Raw genomic sequence first — 23,525 nt, 5'->3', positions numbered from 1 at the left:
ACGGATTAGTTGTATGGATGAACTTATCCTTGGAAGCCGGTAAGGTCAACACATGGCCGCTACTCCCGCCCTCGGGCAGCACTCGCTGCGCGAGCAGAACATCGCGCTCGTCGCACGGGAGATCTTCAGCGCCCCGACCCCTCCCTCCCGCGCCGACGTCGCGGCGTCGACCGGCCTGACCCGCGCCACCGTCTCGGTCCTGGTCGACCGGCTCATCGAGGCCCGGATCGTCACCGAGCTCGCCCCCGCGCCGTCGCGGCGCGCCGGCCGCCCGGCCGTCCCGCTGGTTCCGGCCGCCGGGACGATGATCGGCCTCGGCCTCGAGGTCAACGTCGGCTACCTCGCCGGCACCGTGCTCGACCTCACCGGCGCCACGCTGGCCACCCGCACCGTCCCGGGCGACTTCCACGCGAGCGACCCCGCGGCCGTGCTCACCGAGCTCGCCGCGCTCACCGCCGACCTCCTGGCCACCGCCCGCTCCCTGCACGACGGCGCGCGCCTGGCCGGCGTCCGCGTCGCCCTCCCAGGGCTGGTGGACTCCGCGACCTCGACGCTGCGCGTCGCACCCAACCTCGGCTGGGCCGAGCTCTCCCCCGTCGACACCCGCGCCATCGCCGCGCACACCGGGAGTGCGCCGATCACGATCGCCAACGAGGCCAAGCTCGCCGCCCTGGCCCAGGTCCCCGCGCTCGGGGCGACCACCACCGCGGCCGACTCCTTCCTCTACGTCTCCGCCGACGTCGGCATCGGGGCCGCGATCGTGCTCGAGCGCGAGCTGTTCCTCGGCGGGCGCGGGTGGAGCGGGGAGCTGGGGCACGTCGTCGTCGACCCGGCCGGGCCGCCGTGCCAGTGCGGGGCGACCGGGTGCCTCGAGCAGTACGCGGGCACGGACGCGGTGCTGCGCGCCGCCCGGCTTCCCCGTGGATCATCGGTGACCGACCTGCTCGACGCCGTCGCGCGCGGTGACGGCCCCGCGTCCGCCGCCCTCGACCGCGCCGGCCATGCCCTGGGCGCCGCGCTGGCCGACTTCGTCAACCTCATCGACGTGCCCGACGTCCTCCTCGGCGGGGCGTACTCCGAGCTCGCCGACCTCCTCGAACCGGTCATCCTGGCGGAGCTGGGCACCCGGGTGCTGTCGGCGCCGTGGTCGTCGTTCACGGTGCGCCGCGCGCCCGTGGGCGCGGGCGCGGCGACGCTCGGGGGGGCCCGGGCGTGCCTGGCCGACGTGCTCGACGACCCGACGCCGTGGCTAGCCGGGGCCTGAGCCCGCCGGCTCCGGATCACGCCCGCGCACTCCGACCACGCGTGACGACCGACACCCCGGTCGCGGCCACCAGGAGCAGCGTCGCCACGGCGAAGGTCGTCTGCATGCCGGTCGTGGCGGCTGCGGCGGTGCCGTCGCCGCCCGCGGGCCCGGCCGCCGCAGCGAACAGGGCGCCCATGACCGACGCCCCGGTGATCAGCCCGAGGTTGCGGGACAGGCTGAGCATGCCCGACGCCGTCCCCCGTCGCTCCGGCGACGCCCCCGCCATCGCGTGGGTGGTGTTCGCGGCGAGGAAGAGCTGGTAGCCGGGGGTGAGGACGACGAGCGCGAGCGCGTACCCGGCCAGGCTCCAGACTGCCGGGAGCAGGGTGAGAGCGAGGGCACCGACGACCATCACGACGAGCCCGACGGTGGTCGACCCGGGCGCGCCTGCCCGGTCGACGATGCGCCCGGCGAACACTCCCGAGAAGGCGGAGACGACCGGCCCGATGGCCAGCGTGAGGCCGATCGCCCCCTCCCCGAGCCCCAGCCCGCCCGCGAGGTAGAACGGGCCGACGACGAGGGTGCTCATCATCACCGTGGCGACCAGGACGTTCATGGCCATGCCACCCCCGAGGGTCGGCGAGCGGAGCATCGCCGGCGGCACCAGCGGGGCCGCAGCCTTGCGCTCCACCGCGACGAACACCCCGAGCAGCACCGTCGCGGCGAGCAGCAGCCTCCCGGTGCTGGCGCCCGGGAGCGTCTCGGGCGACGTCAGGGCGAGCGCATAGGCGAACAGGGCCGCGGTGAGCACCGCGGCACCCAGCCCATCGAAGCGCTGCCCGCGCCGAGCGGGTGCGACGTCACCGGGCACCGCACGCCAGGTGAGCACGAGCGCGCCGATGGCGAGCGGGACCATCGCCACGAAGATCGCCGGCCAGCCGAAGGCACCGATGAGGAGCCCGCCCCCGGCGGGCCCGAGCGCGGTGCCGACGGCCGACGTCGTGCCCAGGAGGCCCATCGCCGATCCGGTGCGCCCCTCGGGCACGATGTCCCGCACGAGGGCGAGGGGCAACGCCATCATCACGGCCGCGCCGACACCCTGCAGCGACCGCGCGGCCACGAGCAGCCCGAGCGTCGGCGCGAGTGCGCAGGCCACAGTGGCGACCGTGAAGACGGCGAGGCCGGCGACAAGCACGCGCTGGCGCCCGACGGCGTCGCCCAGGCGGCCTACCGTGACCGCGGTGACCGTCATGGCCAGCAGGTACGCGAGGACCACCCACTGCACGTGCCCGATGGGCGCGGAGAAGGTGTCGGCGAAGGTCGGCAGGGCGACGTTCGCGACGCTCGTCCCGAGGGAGGCCAGCAGCATCGCCAGAGCGAGGGCGGCGACCAGGCGCCTGCGCGCGAGGGCGGCGGCGGTGGACGGCTCGTCGGCGAGGGCGGTCGTGATCGGGTTCGCAGGTGGTTGCATGCGGCCAGCCTGCAGCTCAACCCTCGATCTGCGCAACGCTTGTTGCCAATACTGGGACGCCGTGGTGGGGTGGGCCCATGGACAGCGACGTGTCAGCGATCACTCAGGCCCTCGACCAGGTCGGGCCGAGGCTCAACGCCCTCCGCCGCCAGCGCGGGATCACCCTCGCAGCACTGGCCGAGGCGACCGGGATCTCCACGAGCACACTCTCCCGGCTGGAGACCGGTGGGCGGAAGCCGAGCCTGGAGCTCCTCCTGCCGCTCGCCCACGCCTACCGGGTACCGCTCGACGAGCTCGTCGGCGCGCCCGAGACCGGCGACCCCCGGATCCGGCTCAAGCCCCGACGCGTGAACGGGCGCACCGTCGTCCCCTTGACCCGGCAGCCCACCAGCCAGCAGGCCTGGAAGATCCTCATCCCCCGCACCGCAGCGACTCCGGTGCTCAAGACGCACGAGGGCTACGAGTGGCTGTACGTGCTCACCGGCCGGATGCGGCTCATCGTGGGCGAGCGGGACATCGTGCTGGGCAGCGGCGAGGTCGTCGAGTTCGACACCCGCACCCCCCACTGGTTCGGCAGCACCGGTGAGCACGACGCCGAGGTGCTCAGCCTCTTCGGGCCCCAGGGCGAGCGCGCCCACACCCGGATCGACGACGTCTCCTAGGCAGTCTCCGAGGCTGTCTCAGCGAAGTGGAACAGGTCTGTGAGACCCGTCACCTCGATGACCCAGCGGGGCTGCTCCGGGACGCCGGTCAGCGTCGCCAGCGTGCCTTCAGGGGTGGCCGCTCGCGCGGCGTAGAGGACGCGCAGACCGCTGGAGTCGATGAAGGTCACCGCGCTCATGTCGACCTCGACGGGGGCGGAGGCACGCCGGTCCGACGGCCATTCCACACGGAACCTCTCGTGCACCGAGATGTCGATCTCGCCGGTCAGCACCCAGCGGTTGTCGAACTCGTCGTCGATCGCGAATGCGCCGACCTCAGCGTTGCCCATGATCTCCTTCACCCTGTCGGTCGTGCTCAACAGCCCACTATCTCAGACGTCGGCCGCTTGCTCCACAGCGCCCGACCGAGCGCGGGCGCCCACACGTCGAGGGACGCCGGACTGGCCCGGCGCGACAGGCCCGGCGATGGCATAGTTCAGGTCCTGTCCCACGAACCCCAGAGACGACTTGGATGAGAGGTTCACCGCGTGAGCGAGATCAAGGCAGCCCGACCCCCCGCAGACTTCGTGACCAAGCGGACATGGGCCCTCGACTCGACCGAGGGTCTCAGTGAGCTGAGAGGCTCGCTGTTCGAGGAGCTCACCGGCAACGCGTACGTCAGGAGCTCGACGCTCGACGACATCCCCGAGAAGATGGTGCTCGTGGTGAGCGAGCTCGCGACGAACGCCCAACGCCACGGCAAGCCCCCCACGATCGTCACCCTCATGTCCAACGAGACCGAACAGCTCCTGGACGTGGCCGACCACGACATCTCGGGCACGCCGCAGATCGCCCAGGGACGCGAGCCTGGGGAGGGCGGCTTCGGCCTCCTCCTCGCGCAGCGGCTCGCCCTGCACGTGGGCTGGTACGTCACCGACCGGACCAAGCACATCTGGGCCCGGTTCCCCATGTGCACGGAGGCGACTCCCTGAGCCTCGATCCCGGCGGACCGCGATGCTGATCATCGTCGTCGTGGTGGTTGCCTGGGTGCTCGGGGTGGGCCTGCGCCGTCGGGCACGACGCGACCGCTTCTTCGTCGGCCTGCCGCCCGGGTTGGTCCCCCCGACCGGCGCGGTGGTCCCCACGGCGCCGGTGACGGCCGACCCCGTCGTCGCCGTGCGGTTCACCCCACCTGAGGCCTTGTGCGTCGCCGAGGTCGGTGCGCTGTGGTCGAAGTCCCTGCGCCCACGTGACCTCATCGCGACGGTCATCGACCTCGCCGTGCGCGGGTACCTGCGCATCGAGGCCCTTCCGCTCTCCCGTGACGGGCACGCGGACTGGAAGCTCGTGGCGACGACGCCCCCCGCCGGGCACCCGGTGCACGACCGCCCCGTGCGTGACTACGAGATGTCGCTCCTGGGTCACCTGTTCGCCGGGCGGTCGACCGTGCGGCTCTCGAGCCTGCGGGCCACCCGCATCACCGGTCGGCGCGAGATGCTCGCGCTCGTCGACGCGGGGCTGCTCGCCCAAGGGCTGCTCGTCCACTCCCTCACCCGACGCCCCCGGCGCGCGCAGCGCACCGCGCTGGGGCGCGCCTATCACGAGCAGGCGCGCAGCTTCGAGCGGTACCTCGCCACCGTCCGGCCCCACCAGCTGCCCGACGACGCGACCGCGGCCTTCAGCCGCTACCTTCCGTACGCGATCGCCTTCGACCTCTCCGACCGGTGGGTCGGTCTGTTCTCCGAGCTGCTCGCGCGCCCGGCCGGGTCCGCCGCGGTGGACACCGCGTGGTTCGTCGGCGCGGACGACAGATCCTTGCCCAGCGGCCTGGCCGGGATCTCCGAGAGCCTCGACGCGTTCACCGACACCGTGACCGACTGGTTCGCCCACGACAGCTTCGGTGACGGTGGGGACGGGAGCGGGGACAGCGGCGGGGACGGCGGCGGCGGCGATGGCGGCGGCGGCGGCGGGGACTGACGCCCGGCACGACTAGGGTGCAGGCATGCCTGTGGAACCCGCTGACCTCCTGCGTGACCTGCCTCGATCCCGTCGCGGCGAGCATCCCACCGTCGCCACCGCCCGACGTCGCGTCCTCGTCACCACCCTCGTCGCCTCTGCCCTGACCGTCCTCCTGGCGGTGCTGCTCGTCCTGGCAGCCCCCGCGAGCGCCCGGGCCGACGCCGACGACGACACGGTTCGCCACCTCGGCGTCGACTTCCAGATCGAGGCCTCGGGCGACGTGCTGGTCACCGAGACCTACCAGTGGGACTTCGGCACCCGTGAGGGGCGCGGCTTCGCCCGCGAGCTCGCGGTCCTCTTCGAACGTCCCGGTGGCGGGTACCGCGAGTACCTGTACTCCGACTTCGAGGCGTCCAGCCCGTCGTTTGCGCCGTCGGACATCACCGTGATCGACCGCGGCGCAACCCTGGAGGTCCAGGTCGCCTCCCCCGCGGGTTCGGGGGACCGGGTCACCGGCGTGCAGACCTACGTGCTCACCTACCGGATCATCGGTGCCCTCAACCAGATCCGCGACGACCCCGACGCCCCGGACGGGGAGGAGCTGTACTGGAACGTCACCGGCGACTCCCACGTCGTGATGGACCAGGTCAACGTCACGGTCACCGCACCCGTCCCCGCCGAGCGCGTGCGGTGCACGCAGGCCGGTGACGGCACACCCTGCGACCCGATCTCGCCCCCTGGCCCGGTCGTCACGGTCGGCGCGACCGCGCTGGCCGCGGACACCGACCTCACCCTCGCCGTCGGCTACCCGCTCGGCACCTTCGACCGCACCGACCCGATCCTCGTCTCTGCGGAGTCCTATGGCTACAGGACGGGGTCGGCGCAGGGCGCCGGCGACGTCGGACCGATCCTCATCGGCGCGGGAAGCCTCGCGGTCGTCGTCGGTGCCACCATCGGCGGCAGCATCCTCGGGGTGCGCCGCCGGCGCCGCGACCTCGCCTTCACCGGCGTCGCACCCGGAGTCATCCCGCCGGCTGGGGCCGGCGCGCCGGTGGCCGTGGTCACCGAGGAGCCTCCGGTCGCGGTCCGGTTCACCCCTCCCGACGACCTCAGCGTGGCCGAGGTCGGTGCCATCCACACGAAGGTGCTGCGCAACCGCGAGGTCACCGCGACCATCATCGACCTCGCCGTCCGTGGTCACCTGCGCATCGACGAGGTCGAGCGCAGGAGCGGGAAGCCGGCCAACAACTGGATCCTCATCGCGACCCCAGCGACCTCAGCGGCGCAGTCCGACCTGCGTCGGCACGAGACGGCGCTGCTCCAGGCGCTGTTCCGGGACCGGACGTCGGTCTCGATGAACGAGCTCGAGGACACCTTTGCCAAGGACCTCGCGGCCGTCATCGTCGAGCTGGGGGCCGAGGTCCACGACCGAGGCCTGGTGACCCAGAAGCTCGGGCGGGACGGCTGGTCCATGGCCTCCTTCAAGCAGCGCACCGCCCTCGGCCGCGCCTACTACGAGCAGTCCCGCGGCTTCGAGCTGTACCTGAGCGTCGCCGAGGCGAACCAGCTGCGCTTCGAGGAGGGTCAGGACCTGTTCAGCCGCTACCTGCCGTACGCGATCAGCTATGACCTGGCCGACCGCTGGGCGCAGATCTTCGCCGACCTCGAGGCCCAGGGGATCCCGGTGCAGCGGCCCGACTGGTACTCCTCCACGTCCCGCAACGCCTTCGCCTACGGCGCCTTCGCGACGTCGATCACCCGCTTCACCGAGACGTCCTCGTCCACGCTGGCCTCGACGCCGTCCAGCTCGACGACCGGGTCGAGCGGCGGGTCCGGTTTCTCCGGCGGCGGCTCGAGTTTCTCCGGCGGAGGCGGTGGCGGCGGCGGCAGCCGCGGGCTGTAGGCGCGGGCTGTAGCCGCGTCGCGCACAGATAAACATTCCGTCCCACTCGCGACTTGTACGGGTATGACAACCACATCAGATCCCCCCGCGGAGCTAGTCTTCGCCGAGTGGTACCGGGAGGAGTTCCCGCGGGTCGCCCGCGCCCTCGCGCTGGCCTGCGGCGACCCGCTGCTCGGTGAGGAAGCCGCGGCCGAGGCCTTCGCTCGCGCCCTGGCGACGTGGCCCCGGGTCCGGGCGATGGAGTCACCGGGCGGGTGGGTGTACTCCGTCGCGCTCAACGAGCTGCGGCGCTCCTGGCGCCGCCGGCGCCTCGAACGCCTCTCCCTGGACCGGCTCCACCTCGAGCACGTCCCGGCGCCGTCACTGCCCGACGACGCTTTGTGGCGGGCAGTCTCGCAGCTCGCCCCACGCGCTCGCACCGCCATCGCGCTGCGCTATGTCGCGGATCTGCCCGAGGCGGAGGTCGCCGCCGTCATGAACATCGCCCGCGGCACCGTCGCCGCAACCCTCTTTGCCGCGCGCAAGAAGCTCGCCGTCGCGCTCGCCCCTGCCCTGACTGGAGAGAACTCATGAACGACGATCTGCTCGCCCGCCTGGCCGACGTCCACGTGCCCGTCAACCAACCCGCCCTCGCCGCGGTCGAACGCCGCTCCCGGGCGATCCGGCGCGCCCGTCGTGCTCGTCGTTCCACCTTCATCGGCGCCGGCGCCGCGGTGCTCGTGGCAGGTGGGTTGTTCTGGCCGACCACCACCACGCCAGGCGGACCCGTGGCCGCAGGCGGACCACTCCCCTTCGGGGCGATGCCGGCCGCGGCCTCCCAGGACGTGAACTGCTCGATCGGCTTCGGGTCGTGGGTGAGCCGAGAGCACTGGGCCGCCGCCCCGGAGATCGTCGCCTCGGCCAGCCTGATCGCCGCCTCTCCGCTGCCGTTGACGGGCATCGGGGTGCACCAGGACGAAGCCAACTGCACTCGATCCGTCCCGGCAGCGGTCTTCTACTCCACCGACCCGGTGCGAGGCATCTCCATCTGGCCCGATGTCGCCGATCCGTTCGCTGGTGTGAACGACACGACGCCGCAGACCGTCCGGGGGTACGCGGGCCAGGTGCGCACGTTCGAAGGCCAGAGCCTGCAGATGAGCTGGGTCGACGCCGACGGCATCCGGTGGATGGCGTTGGCCTCAGGCGTTGACCAGGCCACGGTGGTGTCCGTCGTCGACGGGTTGGCCTTCACCGGTGAGGAGGGTCGGACCCTCGACCCCGCCTCGGCGCCGTCCGGATTAGTCAGTGCACCGGTCATAGAACCTTCAGACAGCACCACGACGAGGGTGTGGGAAGTGAAGTACGGGGACGAGTCCCTTGTTGAGACTGACTTCCGAGGGAAGTTCATCGGCCTGTGGGCATCGTCGTCGCCTCGGGAGTCCGTCGCGGTGTCAGCATCGGCATACGCTGCAGGGACGACGTTCACCGAGGTCAACGGTGAGCTCGCAGTCTTCACCAGCATGGGGCTCAACTGGCAGAAGGACGGCGTGGACTACCGGCTGTTGTCTGGCGGCACCCTCGAGGAGGCTCTCGCCCTGGCCCGCGCGGTCGAGCAGATCCCAGTGACCGACCCCCGCGTCTCCGCAGCCCCCGACTACCCCGGACTAGACCTGGACTAGCCCTGGACCAACCCCGCCGAGCCCCGCCCGCCCCTCCGCCGCCCGTCCCCGACTTCCGCTGAGTGCGGTCAGATGGCTGCCTGATGTCCGGTTTGGGCAGCCATTCGCCCGCACTCAGCGGAGGGTGGGGGTCAGCTGGGGTCGGTCGCCCGGTTCGTCAGTTCGTCGAGGAGCCAGGCGACCTCGGTGCGCAGCAGCGCGCACCGGGAGGCGGACTCGTAGGAGCGCACGTCGTGCCCGAGCCCGTCGTAGACCACACGCACCCCGCCGCCCTGGTGGGCCCACACGACCGGGTGCGTCACGTCGTCGTGCACCTGGGTGAGGATCACCTCGACGTCCGGGGACACCCGCAGGTAGCTGTACCGCTCGTCGAAGGCGGTGACCGCGCCGGTCGGACCGGCCACGAGCGTGGCTCCGATCGGGTGCTCGGGACCGGCGACCGTGAAGGTCGCTGGCCCGATCGTCGGGTGCATCGAGGTGCCGTCCACCCACCGCCCGCCGAGGATCCGCTCCCAGTGAGGGCTGTCGGCGAAGGTGTTGGCCCCCTGGTGCAGGGCCAGGACCGGCCGACCGGCGTCGGCGAATGCCCGGACGGCCTCGTGGAAGGGCGCCCACGCCGCGTCGTCGCCGTCGTGGGCGGGGTCGGGGCGACCCGAGGCGGTGTTGACCACGAGCAGGCCGACGCCGTCCAGGTCGTCTGCGGCGTCGGGGAAGGACCCGCGCACCACGACGTCGTGGCCGGCGCCGGCGAGGAGGGTCGCGACCCGGTGCGAGGTGGCCGCCATGTCGTGCCAGGGGTCCTCGTACCGGCCGCGGCCGGACAGCACGAGGACCCGCTTCGGCGCGCTCACGTCGTCAGCGGTTCGTGCCGTCGACGGCGAACGGCTCGATCGCCGCGATCTCCTCGGCCGACAGCGGCGCAGCGTGCGCCGCCTTGACGTTGTCCTCGAGCTGGGCGACGCTGCTCGCGCCGATCAACGCGGAGGTGACCCGCTCGTCGCGGAGCAACCAGGTGAGCGCCATCTGGGCGAGGGTCTGCCCACGCCCCTCGGCGATCGCGTTGAGCCCGCGCGCCCGCTCCAGGTACGTCTCGCTCAGCGCGGTCTCGGCCTTGAGGAAGTGCCCGACGGCGGCCCGCGAGTCCGCGGGGACCTCGCCGGAGAGGTAGCGGTCGGTGAGCATGCCCTGGGCGAGCGGGGAGAACACGATCATCCCGACGCCGAGGTCGCCCACCGTCTCGAGCAGCGACTGGCCGGTGGCCGACGGGTCGTCGGAGCGGCCGGCGTCGGGCAGCTCGACGTGACGGTTGAACATCGAGTAGCTGGGCTGGTGGATGAGCAACGGCGTGCCCAGGTCCGCCAGGACCTGGCTGGCGACGCGGGTCTGCGCGGGGCTGTAGTTCGAGATGCCGGCGTAGAGCGCCTTGCCGCTGGTCACAGCGGTGTGCAGGGCGCCCATGGTCTCCTCGATCGGGACCGAGGGGTCGGGGCGGTGGGAGTAGAAGATGTCGACGTAGTCGAGGCCCATCCGGGTCAGGGACTGGTCGAGGGAGCTCAGCAGGTACTTGCGCGAGCCGCCGTCGCCGTACGGTCCGGGCCACATGTCGTAGCCGGCCTTGCTGGAGATGACGAGCTCGTCGCGGTACGGGCGGAAGTCCTGGGCCATGTGCCGGCCGAAGTTCTCCTCGGCCGAGCCGTAGGGCGGTCCGTAGTTGTTGGCCAGGTCGAAGTGGGTGATCCCCAGGTCGAAGGCGCGGCGCAGGACGGCGCGCTGGGTCTCGAAGGGCGTCGTGTCGCCGAAGTTGTGCCACAGTCCCAGCGACAGTGCGGGGAGGTCGAGTCCGCTGCGTCCGCTGCGGCGGAACGGCATAGAGGAGTAGCGGTCGTCAGATGCAAGGTATCGAGTCACCCATCGATCATCCCAGACGCCGCAGCGGCAGGGAAGCGGTTGCCCGGGCGGACCCGTCCCTCCCCCGGGCGTACGGTGCGTGCTCTTGTCTACGGGGCGCGTGTTTGAACGCACGCCCCGTCGACAAGTGCACGCACCGTCCGAGGGGGACGACCCCTACGGCAGCCGCGCCCCGACGTAGATGCCAATCTCGTCGTGGACGAGCATGCAGGTGTCCCGGCGACACAGACCCCCTCGCCCGAGCGCCAGCGTTGAGCCAAACCGGAACATCCACGCTTCGACCATTCGGCACAAACTGCCCAGGGTCGACTGGCGTAAGGACCGATTCATGCAGGACAGCGGGCCGGTGCATGCCGGCGTCCGACGCAACTCTGAACTCCAACTCCCACCCTGCAGATGCATCCTGCAGTAGTCAAAGGCCTCCAGCATCCAAAGAGAGTCGCGCACCTTGTGCACACAACCTGCGTTCATCGCAGGTCGTGCCCTGCATCGTCACACTCGTAGCGGAGCTCCCCCGGCCCCGTGGGCGCCCCCGTCCCCTGTTTCTTCCGTTCAGGCTACGAATGCCGCTCCACCCGACACGCGAGCGATCGAGCGTGCCGGATTATCATCCACACGCGACTAGGATCTGGACAACACTTGCCACGAATCGGAGACATAAACAGTGAAGTCAATTGCGGTATTCAACAACAAGGGCGGGGTAGGAAAGACCACTCTCCTAACAAACCTCGCCGCCCATCTCGCACTCAAGCACCAGAAGAAAATCCTGGTAATCGATGCTGACCCGCAGTGCAACGCTACACAGAGCCTGTTTCACGACTACCAACTAGACTCATTCTACGAAAAGCGCTCGACGGCGACTACAATTCATAGCGTAGTGGCGCCCCTCTCAAAAGGACGCGGCTTCGCAAACGACATCTCTACCACGTATAGTCCGAACTTTGGTCTAGACGTACTTATCGGTGACCCAAATCTAGGACTAACCGAGGATCTCTTGGCGACCGACTGGGTGCAGGGAGTGGCCGGCGATGTTCGCGGACTACGAACAACCCTCCTATTCTCCCAACTTCTCGAGAGGTTCGGCGATTACGACTTCGCCTTCTTCGACGTGGGGCCCTCGCTCGGCTCAATCAATCGTGCCGTACTCCTGAGTTGTGACTACTACCTCACGCCGATGTCGCTCGACATATTCAGCCTTCGCGCAATCGAGAACATATCGAAATCGCTGGAAAATTGGAAAACTCGGTATAGCCGAGGTCTGGAACTCATCAGAAACCCTGCAGAAGACCTGGAAGTGGTCTCCCCCGACTGGGACCTTGACTTCATCGGATATGTAACGCAACAGTACACGTTCAAGCGCGACTCGACGGGAAAAGCCCGTCCGGTGAAAGCATTCGAAAAGATCATGGCAAAAGTTCCCGAGGTCATTAATGCCAACATCGCCAATCCGCGAATCGCCCTTGATGAACTGCATCTCGGATCAATCCCCACACTTCATTCGCTCATCCCTCTTAGCCAGATCAGTCGGAAGCCAATATTCACCCTTCAGGGTTCCGATGGCGTCGTAGGGGCGCACTTTAGCAAGGTGAAGGAGTTTGAATCGACTATCGCTGGAATCTCAAGCAAACTCCTTGCAAACATCGCTGAGGCCGAAAAGTGAATGTACCCCCTGAACTCCTTGATGACATCGTTCGCCGGCGCGCAGTCTTGTATATCGGCGCCGGCGTTTCGAGTTCAGCTTCCACGGGGGACGGGAAACGGCCCCCAAACTGGAAGGAGTTCCTAAACGAGGGCATTGTTCGACTAGGTGGACTGCCACCGACAGGAACGGTAAAACGACTGATTAGGGCGAACGATCTCCTAACCGCGTGCGAGGTCCTAAAGGATGCGCTTGACGAGTCCTGGCCCACGCTTCTGAAAGAGAAGTATCTGCAACCTCGGTATACGCCAAGCAACCTTCACAGAGCGCTTCACAACTTAGATCTACCAATCGTTCTCACTCCAAACTTTGACTGCATTTACGACAACTTCGCGAAAAGTGAGACTGGCGGGTCAACTGTCGTGAAGAATTATTGGGACTCCGACGTCCCACTGACCCTTCGGAGGGAAAATCGAGCAGTCCTCAAGGTCCACGGAACTATCGAAGAGCCAAGCAGGATGGTATTTTCGCGAGGCGACTACGCGAGGCTTCGCGCAGAATACAGACAGTTCTCAGAAATTATTGGTGCTCTCTTTGTGACCAACACCTTCTTTTTTGTTGGAACCAGTCTTAACGATCCGGACTTGCGACTCTTTCTCGAGAGTTACCACTACTCGCATCCAAATTCACCGCCTCACTATATGACCAGCCCCACCGGAGAAATCCACAAGGATGAAGACGCGTCCATCCGTAGGAACATGAATCTCAAACTGATTCGGTACTCGAATAGGAACGGACACGCGGAACTCATAGAGATGATTCGTAAGATTGGTGAGGATGCAGAAGCCGGAAGAGCCCTTCTAGCAGTGACCAGCGTCTGAGTAGCACGAGTACGGATGAGGGATTGGGGCACACATGAACTGGCACGACGTAGCGGTTCCCTCGCAGATGGCGGAGATCCGCTAGCAGCGCCGAGATCAGCGGACATCCTTAGCCTCGATCTTTCATCGACCTGACTCGTGCCACGGGCCCGTGAGCGAGGATGCTCCAAGGCTGTGACCTGGCGGTTTGCTCGTAGGATGGGCGTGTTGTGGTCACTAACCTCGATCCTTCGTCGAGCAGGTGAGTTCGGTTGCTCGGGCATCGGCGCGCCTGCTTGAGGTGTGATTCTGCCGCGTGGGTATGACCAGGCGCCCGTGTCGCAGGGTTGGGCGCCGGCTCCGGGCCGGGTAGTCGCGCTGGGAGTCGTCGGGGCAGGGGCCGTTCTGGTGATCAGCCGGGTGCGGCCCGAACTCTCAGAGCGGAGACTGCTCGTGCGGCCAGGGGCGCCCAGGGTGCGCGCTGGCCCAGGCGGAGCCAGGTGCGCCGGCCGGCGAGGGCCAGGACCGCCGGGAATCGTGGACAGGCGCAGCCGGAGTCGTCTGGGTTCCCAACGCCGGGCCTCGTGAATGGGGAGGGCGAGCATCCCCATCCAGGCGAGCAGGTCGCAGACGAGTGCGACGATGGCGCACCAGATCTGGTTCTGGGCGAAGGCCTTCAGCGGCAGGTTGCGCAGCCCGGTGTCCTTGGCGATCCGGATCCGGTCTTCGCATCTGGCCCGGCGGCGGTGACGTAGCTCCAGGTCAGGGAGCTGTCCGGTTCGGGTGTTGGTGACGAAGGCGGTGATGCGCATCCCGTCGACGTCGTCGAAACGGAGTTGCGCCCCGGGGTGGGGGCGTTCTTTGCAGACGATGACGCGCATGCCCTTGGGCCAGCTGGTCAGGTCCATGAGACCGGTGAGCTCGGCGACACAGGCGCCGTCGCGGATCTCGTCGTGGGCGTCCAGGGCCGGGGCCGGGGCCCTCGGCGGGATGAGGGCGAGCAGGTCCAGGGCGAGATCGGGCAGGGTGAACCCGATCGAGTAGGCCAGCTGCTGGGCGGTCAGCCACGCGATGAGGGTCTTGGTGCCGCCGGCCCCCGTCTTCTTGCTGCCCCGGGTCCGGCCGTGGTGGCTGGGAAGTTGAGCGAGAGTGTCAGCGACGACCGCGATGTGATCGGGCGCCGTGTTGGATCCCGCGTTGCCCGGGCGCAACAGGATCGCCAACGGCTCACCGGTGCCCTTTCCACCGTGGTCGAGGAAGGCGCAGAGCGGGTGGAACCCGAACCCGCGCTTGAACGTCGGTGCCGCCTGCTCCTTCTCCGAGTGCGCCGTGACGAGGGTGGCATCCGGGTCGATGACCAGTGGCGCCTTGGCATCGCGGGCGTGGTCAGGGGCGTGGTCGTCGGCCAGAGCCCACGCTGCCGAGCGGGCTGTGGCGCGGGCGGTGTTGATCGCCCGCAAGGCCGCTGGGGCGTCGGCGGCCAGCGCCGCGATCACCCCCGAGACGGTCGGGTCTGAGGCGACCGGGCCGTAGAGAGCGGGCTCGGCGCGCAGCACCGCGATATCGGCCAGGGCGTCCCCGCCCAGCGCCAACGCGACCGCCAAGTCCAGGATCACCTTGCCCGGGTCGTGCACCGCGTTCGGCTTGCGCCACCGGGCCAGGCCCTCGCCGAGTGCCCGATCCAACCCGGTCGCGCGGATCGTCTCGGTCAGCAGCACCCCACCAGCCTGGCCGACTGCGGCGGTGCTCGACGTGGCGATGTTCAGACGGGGATAGACGACGGTACTCAACACCAAAGAAGGTGCTCCTCGAACTGGCTCAATGTGTTTCTAGACAATCCACATCATCCCAGGTCAGGGGCACTTTCTTGCGTCACGACACAGCCGTCAGACCACCCCGCCACGAAAGCCCGAGGCTACGGCAGCCGGGCCCCGACGGGGATGTCGATGTCGGCGTAGACCAGCACGTTCGGGACTCCGGCCCCGCTCGCCCGGTGCAGCACCTCGGCGTTCTCCTCGACCGCCACAGCCACCTTGAACGCGAGCTTGAGCGAGGCCCCGACGGCGAGCAGGCCGTGGTTGCCCCAGACGACGGCGTTGACGTCGTCGCCCATGAGCTCGGCGCTGCGACGGCCGAAGTCGCCGTTCGTGGAGAACTCGAAGGGCATGATCTCGACCGGGCCCTTGGCGTAGAGCACCATGTTCAGCAGCACCGGGTCGATGCGCCGCCCGAGCGCTCCGAGCACGTTGACGAAGGTCGACTCGGTGTGGACGATCGCCTGCACGTCCGGGCGCCGGCGGTAGTGGGCCAGGTGCACCGGCAGCTCGGTCGAGGGGAGCAGCGTCCCCTCGAGCACGGTCCCGTCCAGCCCGACGACGACCATGTCCTCGGGCCGCATGGCGTCGTAGCGCACGTCGGAGGGGGTGATGACGATCGCGTCGGCCCCGTCGTAGGCGCCGGGGAGCCGGACGCTGATGTTGCCCTGGGTGTTGAAGTTGAGCCCCGTGCGCACCGACTCGAGGCAGTAGTAGAGGATCTCTTCCCGAATCTCACGGGTCGCGCGGCTGGCGGCTGTTTGCATCGTTCCCACCTCATCGTGTCGGACACTCTCGAAGCGAGTGAATCGTTTCAATGCAGCCATCCTCTCAACGACCGCATCCGATTCCGCGGGACGTTGGTCCCCAGTCGCCGCGCCCGCGAACCCGCTCACAGCACCCTCCGCGCGCACCCCAAAGCCCCCGCCACGCCGCTCATGTCGACCAGCACTCAGTTTTCGCGGGACAATGGACCGCTGGGGGCATGCCCTCACCACCGACTTGTCGAACTAGCGCAGGAAGTTCAGTGCCTCAGGCCACCCACGAAAGCACCGCCGTCACCGCCACGGAGCCCTCCCCCAGCCGGGACGGCGCCGTCGTCGTCCTCGCAGAAGCCGCCCGGCGACGCTCTTTCGCGGTGATCAGCCACCCTGACGCCGGGAAGTCCACGCTCACCGAGGCTCTCGCGCTGCACGCCAAGGCGATCCGCGAGGCCGGCCGCGCCGACGGCAAGGGCGGCAAGCGCACCGTGTCGGACTGGATGGACATGGAGCAGGCCCGAGGGATCTCGATCACCTCTGCGGCCCTGGAGTTCACCTACCGCGACGCCGTCATCAACCTCGTCGACACCCCCGGCCACGCCGACTTCTCCGAGGACACCTACCGCGTGCTCTCCGCGGTCGACGCCGCCGTCATGCTCGTCGACGCCGCCAAGGGCCTCGAGGTCCAGACGATGAAGCTGTTCGCCGTCTGCAAGCACCGCGGCATCCCGCTCATCACGGTCATCAACAAGTGGGACCGCCCGGGCAAGGACGCCCTCGAGCTCATGGACGAGATCCAGGAGCGCACCGGGCTCATCCCCACCCCGTTGACCTGGCCGGTCGGCATCGGCGGCGACTTCCGCGGCGTGCTCGACCGCCGCACCGGGGAGTACACCCGGTTCACCCGCACCGCGGGAGGCACCACGATCGCTCCCGAGGAGCACATGGGGCCCGACGCCGCGCTCGAGCGTGAGGGCGACGCCTGGACCACCGCGGTCGAGGAGGCCGAGCTGCTCGAGGCCTCGGGCGCCGACCACGACGACGAGACCTTCCGCTCCGGTCTGACCACCCCGGTCCTGTTCGGCTCGGCCGTGCAGAACTTCGGCGTCCACGCCCTCCTCGACGTGCTCGTCGACGTCGCGCCGTCGCCCACCCCGCGGATGACCATCACCGGGGAGCCCCGCCCGGTCGAGGCGCCGTTCAGCGCCTTCGTCTTCAAGATGCAGGCCGGGATGGACACCGCGCACCGCGACCGGCTGGCCTTCGCCCGGATCTGCTCGGGCGTCTTCGAGCGCGGCATGGTCGTCACCTCCGCGCGCACCGGCCGCCCCTTCGCGACCAAGTACGCCCAGCAGGTCTTCGGCCGCGAGCGGTCGATCGTCGACGTCGCCTACCCCGGCGACGTCATCGGCCTCGTCAACGCCGCGAACCTGCGCGTGGGCGACACCCTCTACCTCGACAAGCTTGTCGAGTTCCCCCCGCTGCCGACCTTCGCTCCCGAGCACTTCGCCGTCATGCGCGCCAAGGACGTGTCGAAGTACAAGCAGTTCCAGCGCGGGGTCATGCAGCTCGGCGCCGAGGGCGTCGTCCAGGTGCTGCGCTCCGACCTGCGCGGGGACCAGGCGCCGGTGCTCGCCGCCGTCGGGCCCATGCAGTTCGAGGTGGCCGAGCACCGGATGGGGACCGAGTTCAACTCCCCCGTCTCCCTCGACCGCCTGCAGTACGAGATCGCGCTGCGCACCACCTCCGAGTGGGTCGCCGACCTCAATGCCCAGCTCGGCGTCGAGGTCCTGCAGCGCGAGGACGGCGAATACCTCGCACTCTTCCCCGACCGGTGGCGCGTCACCTCCGTGCGCAACCGCCTGCCCGACGCCGTGCTCGAACCCCTCGTGGCCACCTGACCTGGCCGCACACACACCTCTGTTTTGACCGAACGGCCCTTCCGGGCCATCAGTAGTTTGAAGGTAGCAACTTGCTCAACTCCATGAAGATGAACCTCGGCGCACCGCCCGCACTGCCTCGCGGCGCGCTCCGCATCACCCCCCTCGGCGGTCTCGGTGAGATCGGCCGCAACATGACCGTCTACGAGTTCGAGGGCAAGCTCCTCATCGTCGACTGCGGCGTCCTCTTCCCCGAAGAGCACCAGCCGGGGATCGACGTCATCCTCCCCGACTTCACGTCGATCCGGGACCGGATGAAGGACGTCGTCGCGATCGTGCTCACGCACGGCCACGAGGACCACATCGGAGGGGTCCCGTACCTGCTCCGCGAGCGCGCGGACATCCCCGTCATCGGCTCCAAGCTCACGCTGGCGTTCATCACCGCCAAGCTCAAGGAGCACCGCATCCGCCCGCGCACGATCGAGGTCGAGGCCGGGGGGAGCTCCAACCAGGGTCCCTTCGACCTCGAGTTCGTCGCGGTCAACCACTCCATCCCCGACGCCCTGGCCGTCGCGATCCGCACCCGTGCGGGACTCGTGCTCAACACCGGCGACTTCAAGATGGACCAGTTCCCCCTCGACGCGCGGATCACCGACCTCAACCACTTCGCCAAGCTCGGCGAAGAGGGCGTCGACGTGTTCATGACGGACTCGACCAACGCCGAGGTCCCCGGGTTCACGATGTCCGAGCAGGACCTCATCCCGGCGATCGACAGCGTCTTCCGCACGGCCCCGCGCCGCGTCATCGTCTCGAGCTTCGCCAGCCACGTGCACCGCATCCAGCAGGTGCTCAACGCCGCGCACGAGTCCGGCCGCAAGGTCGCCTTCGTCGGGCGCTCGATGGTCCGCAACATGGGCATCGCCGAGGAGCTCGGCTACCTGAAGATCCCGCAGGGGCTCGTCGTCGACCTCAAGAAGCTCGAGTCGATGCCGCCGAACAAGATCTGCCTGGTCTGCACCGGATCCCAGGGCGAGCCGATGGCAGCACTGTCCCGCATGGCCAAGGGCGACCACGTCATCAAGGTCGACGAGGGCGACACCGTGCTGCTCGCCAGCTCGCTCATCCCGGGCAACGAGAACGCGATCTACCGCGTCATCAACTCCCTGACCGACCTGGGCGCAAACATCGTCCACAAGGGCAACGCCAAGGTGCACGTCTCCGGCCACGCCAGCGCCGGTGAGCTCGTGTACTGCTACAACATTGTCAAGCCGAAGAACGTCATCCCGATCCACGGTGAGGCCCGCCACCTGCGTGCCAACGGTGAGCTCGCGGTCAAGACCGGGGTGCCGGCGAACAACGTCGTCATCGCCCAGGACGGGACGGTCATCGACCTCGTCAAGGGTCGCGTCTCGATCACCGGGAAGGTCCCGGCCGGCTACGTCTACGTCGACGGCCAGACCGTGGGCACCGCGACCGAGGACACCCTCGCCGAGCGCCGCGCGCTCGGTTCCAAGGGAATCGTCACCGTCCTCGCGCTCGTGGACCTCGACCTCGGTGTCCTCGCCGAGACCCCGGAGTTCATCACCCGCGGGTTCGTCCACGACGGGCACACCTTTGACGACGCGGTCACCGAGATCGAGAAGTCCCTGGCGCAGATCCCCAAGAAGGACGTCGGAGACATCGACCGTCTCGAGGCCACCATCGCCCGCGCCGTCTCGCGGTGGCTGCAGCGCAAGTACCGCCGTGAGCCGTTGGTCAACGCGATCGTCGTCGACGCCTGAGGTTGCCCGACCTGCCTGACCTGCTTGACGTGACCGGCGTGAGCTGACCAGCTCCCGCTGAGCACCCCTACGGGGCGTGCTCTTGTCTACGAGACGTGCCGTTGAACGCACGCCCTGTCGACAAGAGCACGCCCCGTACGTGTTCCTGCAGTCCGGGCAGCACCCGTCGTCGATGGCTGGCCGGGGGCGGGTAGCGTTGGTCCATGCCCTCCTCTCGACCGCTTCTGCGCGCCCTGCGGGACACCGCGGGGGTCGGGGTGGCGCTCGTCCCGCTCGGGACCGCGTTCGGGCTGCTCGTCGTCCAGGCCGGGCTCGCCTGGTGGTGGGCCCCGCTGTTCTCCGTGTTCATCTATGCCGGGTCCCTCGAGTTCCTCGCGATCGGTCTGGTCGTCGCGATGACCCCGCTCGCTCAGATCGCCCTGGCGACCGTGCTGGTGAACTTCCGGCACGTCTTCTACGCATTGTCCTTCCCTCTCCAGGCGGTCCGCGGCCCGGTGGCGAAGGTCTACAGCATGTACGCGCTCACCGACGAGGCCTACGCCCTCGCCCACCACGTCCCCGTCGCCGAGCGCACGACGGCCCGGATCGTGTGGATGCAGCTGCTCTGCCAGGGGTACTGGGTGCTCGGCGGGCTGCTCGGAGCCCTCCTGGGCACCGCGCTGCCGTCGATCCCCCGCGGCCTGGAGTTCGCCCTGACGGCCCTGTTCACGGTGCTCACCATCGATGCGTTCCGCGTCACGAAAGACGTGCCGTCCCCGGTTCTGGCCCTGCTGTCGGCGCTGGTGGCACTCCTCGTCGCACCCGGTCAGATGCTCGTCGTCGCCATGGCGGTCTTCGTCGCCGCGCTCACCGTGAGGTTCCTGCTCGACCGGCGCCGCGCCCCTGGTGCTGCGGCGCCCGCGGCTGACCCGGCACCCATGGCTCCCGCAGCGCCCGTGGTTGCCGCAGCGCCAGTGGTTCCGGCAGCGCCGGTGGTTCCCGCAGTGCCCTGCGCCGAGGTGGGTCCGCGTGCCTAGCACCGGCTACATCCTCGCCTCGTTGACGACGATCCTCGTCATCACCTTCGCGCTGCGCGCGCTGCCGTTCGCGGTGCTCGAGCCGCTGCGCGCGTCGCCGTACATCGGGTCCCTCGGCCGGTACATGCCGGTGGGGATCATGCTCATCCTCGTCGTCTACACGCTGCGGGCCGTGCCGCTCACCTCCGGGTGGCACGGGCTGCCGGAGGCGCTGGCCCTCGCCGTGACCGTCGGCGTCCACCTGTGGCAGCGCAACGCCCTGCTGAGCATCGTCGCGGGGACGGGGACCTATGTCGTCCTCGTCAACACCGTCCTGACGACCGCCCCCTAGCCCCCGGCCAGTGGCCGTCCCAGCCGGTGGCCGACCCCCCATACGGTGCGTGCTTTTGTCGACGGGGCGTGCTGTTGAAGGCACGCACCGTAGTCAAGAGCACGCACCGTACCTCGGCGTCGGGGTCGGGGTCGGCATATCGGGGTCGGCATCGGCGTCGGGGTCGGGGTCGGCATCGGCATCGGCATCGGGGTCGGCGTCGGCGTCGGACGGACTTGAGGGTCCACAGGCCGACGGATGCGCCGACGGGTGGGCACCCCCGGACGGAATGCGGCCTCAGGCCAGCTGGAGCAGGTACTCCTCGACCATCTCGCCGCGCCCGTTCGCGAAGTCCTCGTTCTCGCCGACGATCTGGAAGCCGCACCGCTGCAGCACCGTGAGCGATCCGACGTTGTCCTTGGCGGTGCGCGCGTTGAGCGGGCGCTCGGTGACCTCGTCGAGGAAGAGGGCCAGCGACGCGCTGGCGACCCCGGCGCCCCAGTACTCCCGGGCGATCCAGTAGGTGATCTCGGTCTCGCCGTCCTCGATGTAGGACATGACGCTCCCGGCGATGAGACCGTCGGCGCAGATCGTGCGCGCGGTGACCTGGTCGTCGTCGAGCAGCAGGGCCCAGCGCGCGTCGAAGAGCACGCGGTCGGAGGGGTCCTTGGCCGTGAAGGCGGCCATCCGGTTCGCCTCGGGGTCCCGCTCCATCACGAAGAAGGAATCGATGTCAGTCCCGCGAACGCGACGCAGAGTGACTTTGGGGCGCGGAACAGCCACAGGTTGCGTTGTCATGACTTCACGGTAAACGAGCGGTACCCCTATCACCCAGCCCGCACCTGCCCCCGTCCTCCCGTTGACGCTTCGCAGTCCTCCCACACACCTCCCACACCCCCCGCGCCCCCCAGCACTCACGTGAGTGCGGGCGAAAGGCTGGGTTTTCGGCCGAAAACCCAGCCATCTGCCCGCACTCAGCGGAGGTGGGGGGCGGTGAGGAGGCCCTCGGCGCGGGCGGCGGCGAGGCGGTGCTCCGCGGCCTCCCAGTGTGTCGCGGGGACGTGGCCAGGGCCGTCGCCGGGCGTGTACCGGGCCAGCGGGACGCCGCGGGCACCGACGGCGCGCAGGGCGGGCAGGTCGCCGGTGAGCACGCCCACGGCGCGCGCCTGGACGAGGACGTTGCCCAGAGCGGCGCCCTCGACCGGGCCGGCCACGACCGGCAGGCCGGTCGCGTCGGCGGTGAGCTGGCACAACAGCTCGTTGCGCACCCCGCCGCCCACCACGTGCACGACGTCGACGGCGCGCCCGGACAGCTCGCTCGCCTGGTGCACCGCGCGCCGGTAGGCCAGCGCCAACGAGTCGAGGATGGCGCGCACCGTCTCGGCCTGGGACTGCGGGGGCGTCTGTCCGGTCCGAGCTGCCGCGTCCGCGATCCGGGCGGGCATGTCACCGGGGGCGAGGAACTCCGGGGAGTCGACGTCGATCACCGTGGTCAGCGCGGGGACCTGGGCCGCCGCCGCGAGGAGGTCGGGCAGGTCGGCGGGCAGGCCGGCCGCGTTCCATGTCCGGATGGACTCCTGGAGCAGCCACAGACCCATGACGTTGCGCAGGTACCGGACCGTGCCGTCGACACCGAGCTCGTTGGTGAAGTTCGCGGCCCGGCTGGCCTCGCTGAGCACGGGCTCGTCGAGCTCGAGGCCGACGAGCGACCAGGTGCCGCAGGAGATGTAGGCGAAGTTCTCACCGGTAGCCGGCACCGCAACGACGGCCGAGGCGGTGTCGTGGGACCCGACGGCGATCACCGGCACGCCTGCGGAGATCCCCAGCACCTGCGCGACGGCGGGGCGCAGCGGACCCACGATCGTCCCGGGCTCGACGACGCGCGGGAGCAGACCCGCGAACGTCACCCCGGACGGTGGCACCGTCCGCTGGGGCCCCGGGGGCGCGCCGTCCCCGCCGAAGGCCTCCTCGAGCCGGGTGAGCAGCTGCGCCGACCAGTCGCGGGTGCGGACGTCGAGCAGGCCCGTGGTCGAGGCGTTGGTGACCTCGGCGACCTGCTCGCCGGTGAGCCAGTACCCGAGCAGGTCGGGGATGAGCAAGAGTGACGCCGCGGCGGCCTTCAGGGCGGATCGGGCCGCCGCGACGAGCTGGAACTCCGTGTTGAACGGCTGCGTCTGCAGGCCGTTGACGGAATAGTGGTCTGCCGCGCTGATCTGTGCGAACACGCGGTCAGGGACCCCGGCGGTGCGGGAGTCCCGGTAGTGCACGGGGTTGGCGAGCAGGGCGCCGTCGGCGTCGAGCAGGCCGTAGTCGACGGCCCAGGAGTCGATGCCGATCCCGGCGAAGACGTCCCCGCGGGCGTGGATCTCGCGAGCAGCAGCCCGCAGCCCGTCGGTGATGCCCTGGTAGAGGCGCAGCACGTCCCAGTGCAGGGTGCCACCGACATCGACCGGCCCGTTGGGGAACCGGTTGACCTCGTGCAGCTCGATCCGCTGCTCACCGGAACCGAGACCGGCCCCGCCCAGCACCCGCCCGACGATCACCCGTCCGCTCGAGGCACCGAGGTCCACGGCCACGAAGGCCGTGGCCACCGGGGTGGCCCCGGCCGCCCCGGCAACCGCCCCGGGGACCTCGACGCCCGCGTCGTCCTGCTCGTCCACTGTTATCCCGTCCGTGAA

At 69.4% G+C, this 23,525-nt stretch carries 20 protein-coding genes and 1 pseudogene; 13 read left to right on the top strand and 8 right to left on the bottom strand.

The features are described 5' to 3' along the window. The first annotated feature begins 52 nt into the window (after positions 1-52). The gene (locus ACWA15_RS02730; protein WP_464057928.1) at positions 53-1,264 is read left to right on the top strand and encodes an ROK family protein; all 1,212 of its coding nucleotides are present in this window, start codon (positions 53-55) and stop codon (positions 1,262-1,264) included. A gap of 16 nt (positions 1,265-1,280) precedes the next feature. On the opposite strand, the gene ACWA15_RS02725 is transcribed toward ACWA15_RS02730, so the two are convergent. Continuing rightward, positions 1,281-2,717 (bottom strand): MFS transporter, encoded by a 1,437-nt coding sequence (locus ACWA15_RS02725; RefSeq protein WP_464057927.1) that lies wholly within the window; start codon positions 2,715-2,717, stop codon positions 1,281-1,283. Positions 2,718-2,794: 77 nt separating this feature from the next. On the opposite strand from ACWA15_RS02725, the gene ACWA15_RS02720 reads away from it, so the two are divergent. After that, a complete protein-coding gene (locus ACWA15_RS02720) occupies positions 2,795-3,379 on the top strand; it encodes a helix-turn-helix domain-containing protein (RefSeq protein WP_464057926.1) in 585 nt (194 codons plus the stop codon). Here ACWA15_RS02720 and ACWA15_RS02715 read toward each other — a convergent pair. Continuing rightward, positions 3,376-3,738 (bottom strand): STAS domain-containing protein, encoded by a 363-nt coding sequence (locus tag ACWA15_RS02715; protein WP_464057925.1) that lies wholly within the window; start codon positions 3,736-3,738, stop codon positions 3,376-3,378. The genes ACWA15_RS02720 and ACWA15_RS02715 overlap by 4 nt on opposite strands. 168 nt (positions 3,739-3,906) lie before the next feature. Between ACWA15_RS02715 and ACWA15_RS02710 the strand changes: the two genes are divergently transcribed. The 5 genes from ACWA15_RS02710 to ACWA15_RS02690 all read left to right on the top strand — a co-directional run bounded on the left by ACWA15_RS02710 (position 3,907) and on the right by ACWA15_RS02690 (position 8,878). Beyond that, on the top strand, positions 3,907-4,350 hold the full coding sequence (locus ACWA15_RS02710) for an ATP-binding protein (RefSeq protein ID WP_464057924.1): 444 nt from the start codon (positions 3,907-3,909) through the stop codon (positions 4,348-4,350). A gap of 22 nt (positions 4,351-4,372) precedes the next feature. Further along, on the top strand, positions 4,373-5,335 hold the full coding sequence (locus ACWA15_RS02705) for a DUF2207 family protein (RefSeq protein ID WP_464057923.1): 963 nt from the start codon (positions 4,373-4,375) through the stop codon (positions 5,333-5,335). 25 nt (positions 5,336-5,360) lie between these two features. Next, positions 5,361-7,220, top strand: coding sequence for a DUF2207 domain-containing protein (locus ACWA15_RS02700; protein WP_464057922.1), 1,860 nt, complete (start codon positions 5,361-5,363; stop codon positions 7,218-7,220). Positions 7,221-7,283: 63 nt separating this feature from the next. Continuing rightward, positions 7,284-7,793, top strand: coding sequence for a sigma-70 family RNA polymerase sigma factor (locus ACWA15_RS02695; RefSeq protein ID WP_464057921.1), 510 nt, complete (start codon positions 7,284-7,286; stop codon positions 7,791-7,793). Continuing rightward, positions 7,790-8,878 (top strand): hypothetical protein, encoded by a 1,089-nt coding sequence (locus ACWA15_RS02690; protein ID WP_464057920.1) that lies wholly within the window; start codon positions 7,790-7,792, stop codon positions 8,876-8,878. Before ACWA15_RS02695 ends, ACWA15_RS02690 begins: the two co-directional genes overlap by 4 nt. Before the next feature lie 131 nt (positions 8,879-9,009). Here ACWA15_RS02690 and ACWA15_RS02685 read toward each other — a convergent pair whose 3' ends face one another. Continuing rightward, positions 9,010-9,729: a ThuA domain-containing protein gene (locus tag ACWA15_RS02685; RefSeq protein WP_464057919.1), complete on the bottom strand. Its 720-nt coding sequence runs from the start codon at positions 9,727-9,729 to the stop codon at positions 9,010-9,012. 4 nt (positions 9,730-9,733) lie between these two features. After that, positions 9,734-10,747: an aldo/keto reductase gene (locus tag ACWA15_RS02680; protein ID WP_464059390.1), complete on the bottom strand. Its 1,014-nt coding sequence runs from the start codon at positions 10,745-10,747 to the stop codon at positions 9,734-9,736. Positions 10,748-11,450: 703 nt separating this feature from the next. On the opposite strand from ACWA15_RS02680, the gene ACWA15_RS02675 reads away from it, so the two are divergent. Continuing rightward, positions 11,451-12,446: a ParA family protein gene (locus ACWA15_RS02675; protein WP_464057918.1), complete on the top strand. Its 996-nt coding sequence runs from the start codon at positions 11,451-11,453 to the stop codon at positions 12,444-12,446. Further along, the gene (locus ACWA15_RS02670) at positions 12,443-13,306 is read left to right on the top strand and encodes an SIR2 family protein (RefSeq protein ID WP_464057917.1); all 864 of its coding nucleotides are present in this window, start codon (positions 12,443-12,445) and stop codon (positions 13,304-13,306) included. Before ACWA15_RS02675 ends, ACWA15_RS02670 begins: the two co-directional genes overlap by 4 nt. 391 nt (positions 13,307-13,697) lie before the next feature. Here ACWA15_RS02670 and ACWA15_RS02665 read toward each other — a convergent pair. Together ACWA15_RS02665 and ACWA15_RS02660 are read right to left on the bottom strand one after the other, a co-directional pair. Beyond that, a pseudogene (locus ACWA15_RS02665) lies at positions 13,698-15,081 on the bottom strand (IS1380 family transposase). Between the two features lie 119 nt (positions 15,082-15,200). After that, positions 15,201-15,866 carry a class II aldolase/adducin family protein gene (locus tag ACWA15_RS02660; protein ID WP_464057916.1) on the bottom strand — a complete coding sequence of 222 codons (666 nt, stop codon included), beginning with the start codon at positions 15,864-15,866 and terminating at the stop codon, positions 15,201-15,203. 260 nt (positions 15,867-16,126) lie between these two features. Between ACWA15_RS02660 and ACWA15_RS02655 the strand changes: the two genes are divergently transcribed. The 4 genes from ACWA15_RS02655 (at position 16,127) to ACWA15_RS02640 (ending at position 20,868) form a co-directional block, all read left to right on the top strand. Next, positions 16,127-17,761, top strand: a complete 1,635-nt coding sequence (locus ACWA15_RS02655; RefSeq protein WP_464057915.1) for a peptide chain release factor 3 — start codon at positions 16,127-16,129, stop codon at positions 17,759-17,761. A gap of 89 nt (positions 17,762-17,850) precedes the next feature. Continuing rightward, on the top strand, positions 17,851-19,521 hold the full coding sequence (locus ACWA15_RS02650; RefSeq protein ID WP_464059388.1) for a ribonuclease J: 1,671 nt from the start codon (positions 17,851-17,853) through the stop codon (positions 19,519-19,521). Between the two features lie 203 nt (positions 19,522-19,724). Then, positions 19,725-20,537: an AzlC family ABC transporter permease gene (locus ACWA15_RS02645; RefSeq protein WP_464057914.1), complete on the top strand. Its 813-nt coding sequence runs from the start codon at positions 19,725-19,727 to the stop codon at positions 20,535-20,537. Further along, positions 20,530-20,868 carry a branched-chain amino acid transporter permease gene (locus ACWA15_RS02640; RefSeq protein WP_464057913.1) on the top strand — a complete coding sequence of 113 codons (339 nt, stop codon included), beginning with the start codon at positions 20,530-20,532 and terminating at the stop codon, positions 20,866-20,868. Before ACWA15_RS02645 ends, ACWA15_RS02640 begins: the two co-directional genes overlap by 8 nt. Before the next feature lie 276 nt (positions 20,869-21,144). Here the strand turns inward: ACWA15_RS02640 and ACWA15_RS02635 are convergent, their stop codons facing one another. Next, entirely contained in the window at positions 21,145-21,645 is a 501-nt protein-coding gene (locus tag ACWA15_RS02635; RefSeq protein ID WP_464057912.1) for a GNAT family N-acetyltransferase, read from the bottom strand. Positions 21,646-21,821: 176 nt separating this feature from the next. Further along, positions 21,822-23,438 (bottom strand): rhamnulokinase, encoded by a 1,617-nt coding sequence (locus ACWA15_RS02630; protein WP_464059386.1) that lies wholly within the window; start codon positions 23,436-23,438, stop codon positions 21,822-21,824. Between the last annotated feature and the right edge of the window lie 87 nt (positions 23,439-23,525).

The sequence above is a fragment of the Sanguibacter sp. TS_SC_8 genome (assembly GCF_055361235.1).
The sequence above is the reverse complement of the archived record's forward strand: the minus strand, read 5'-3'. Positions and strand labels throughout refer to the sequence as shown.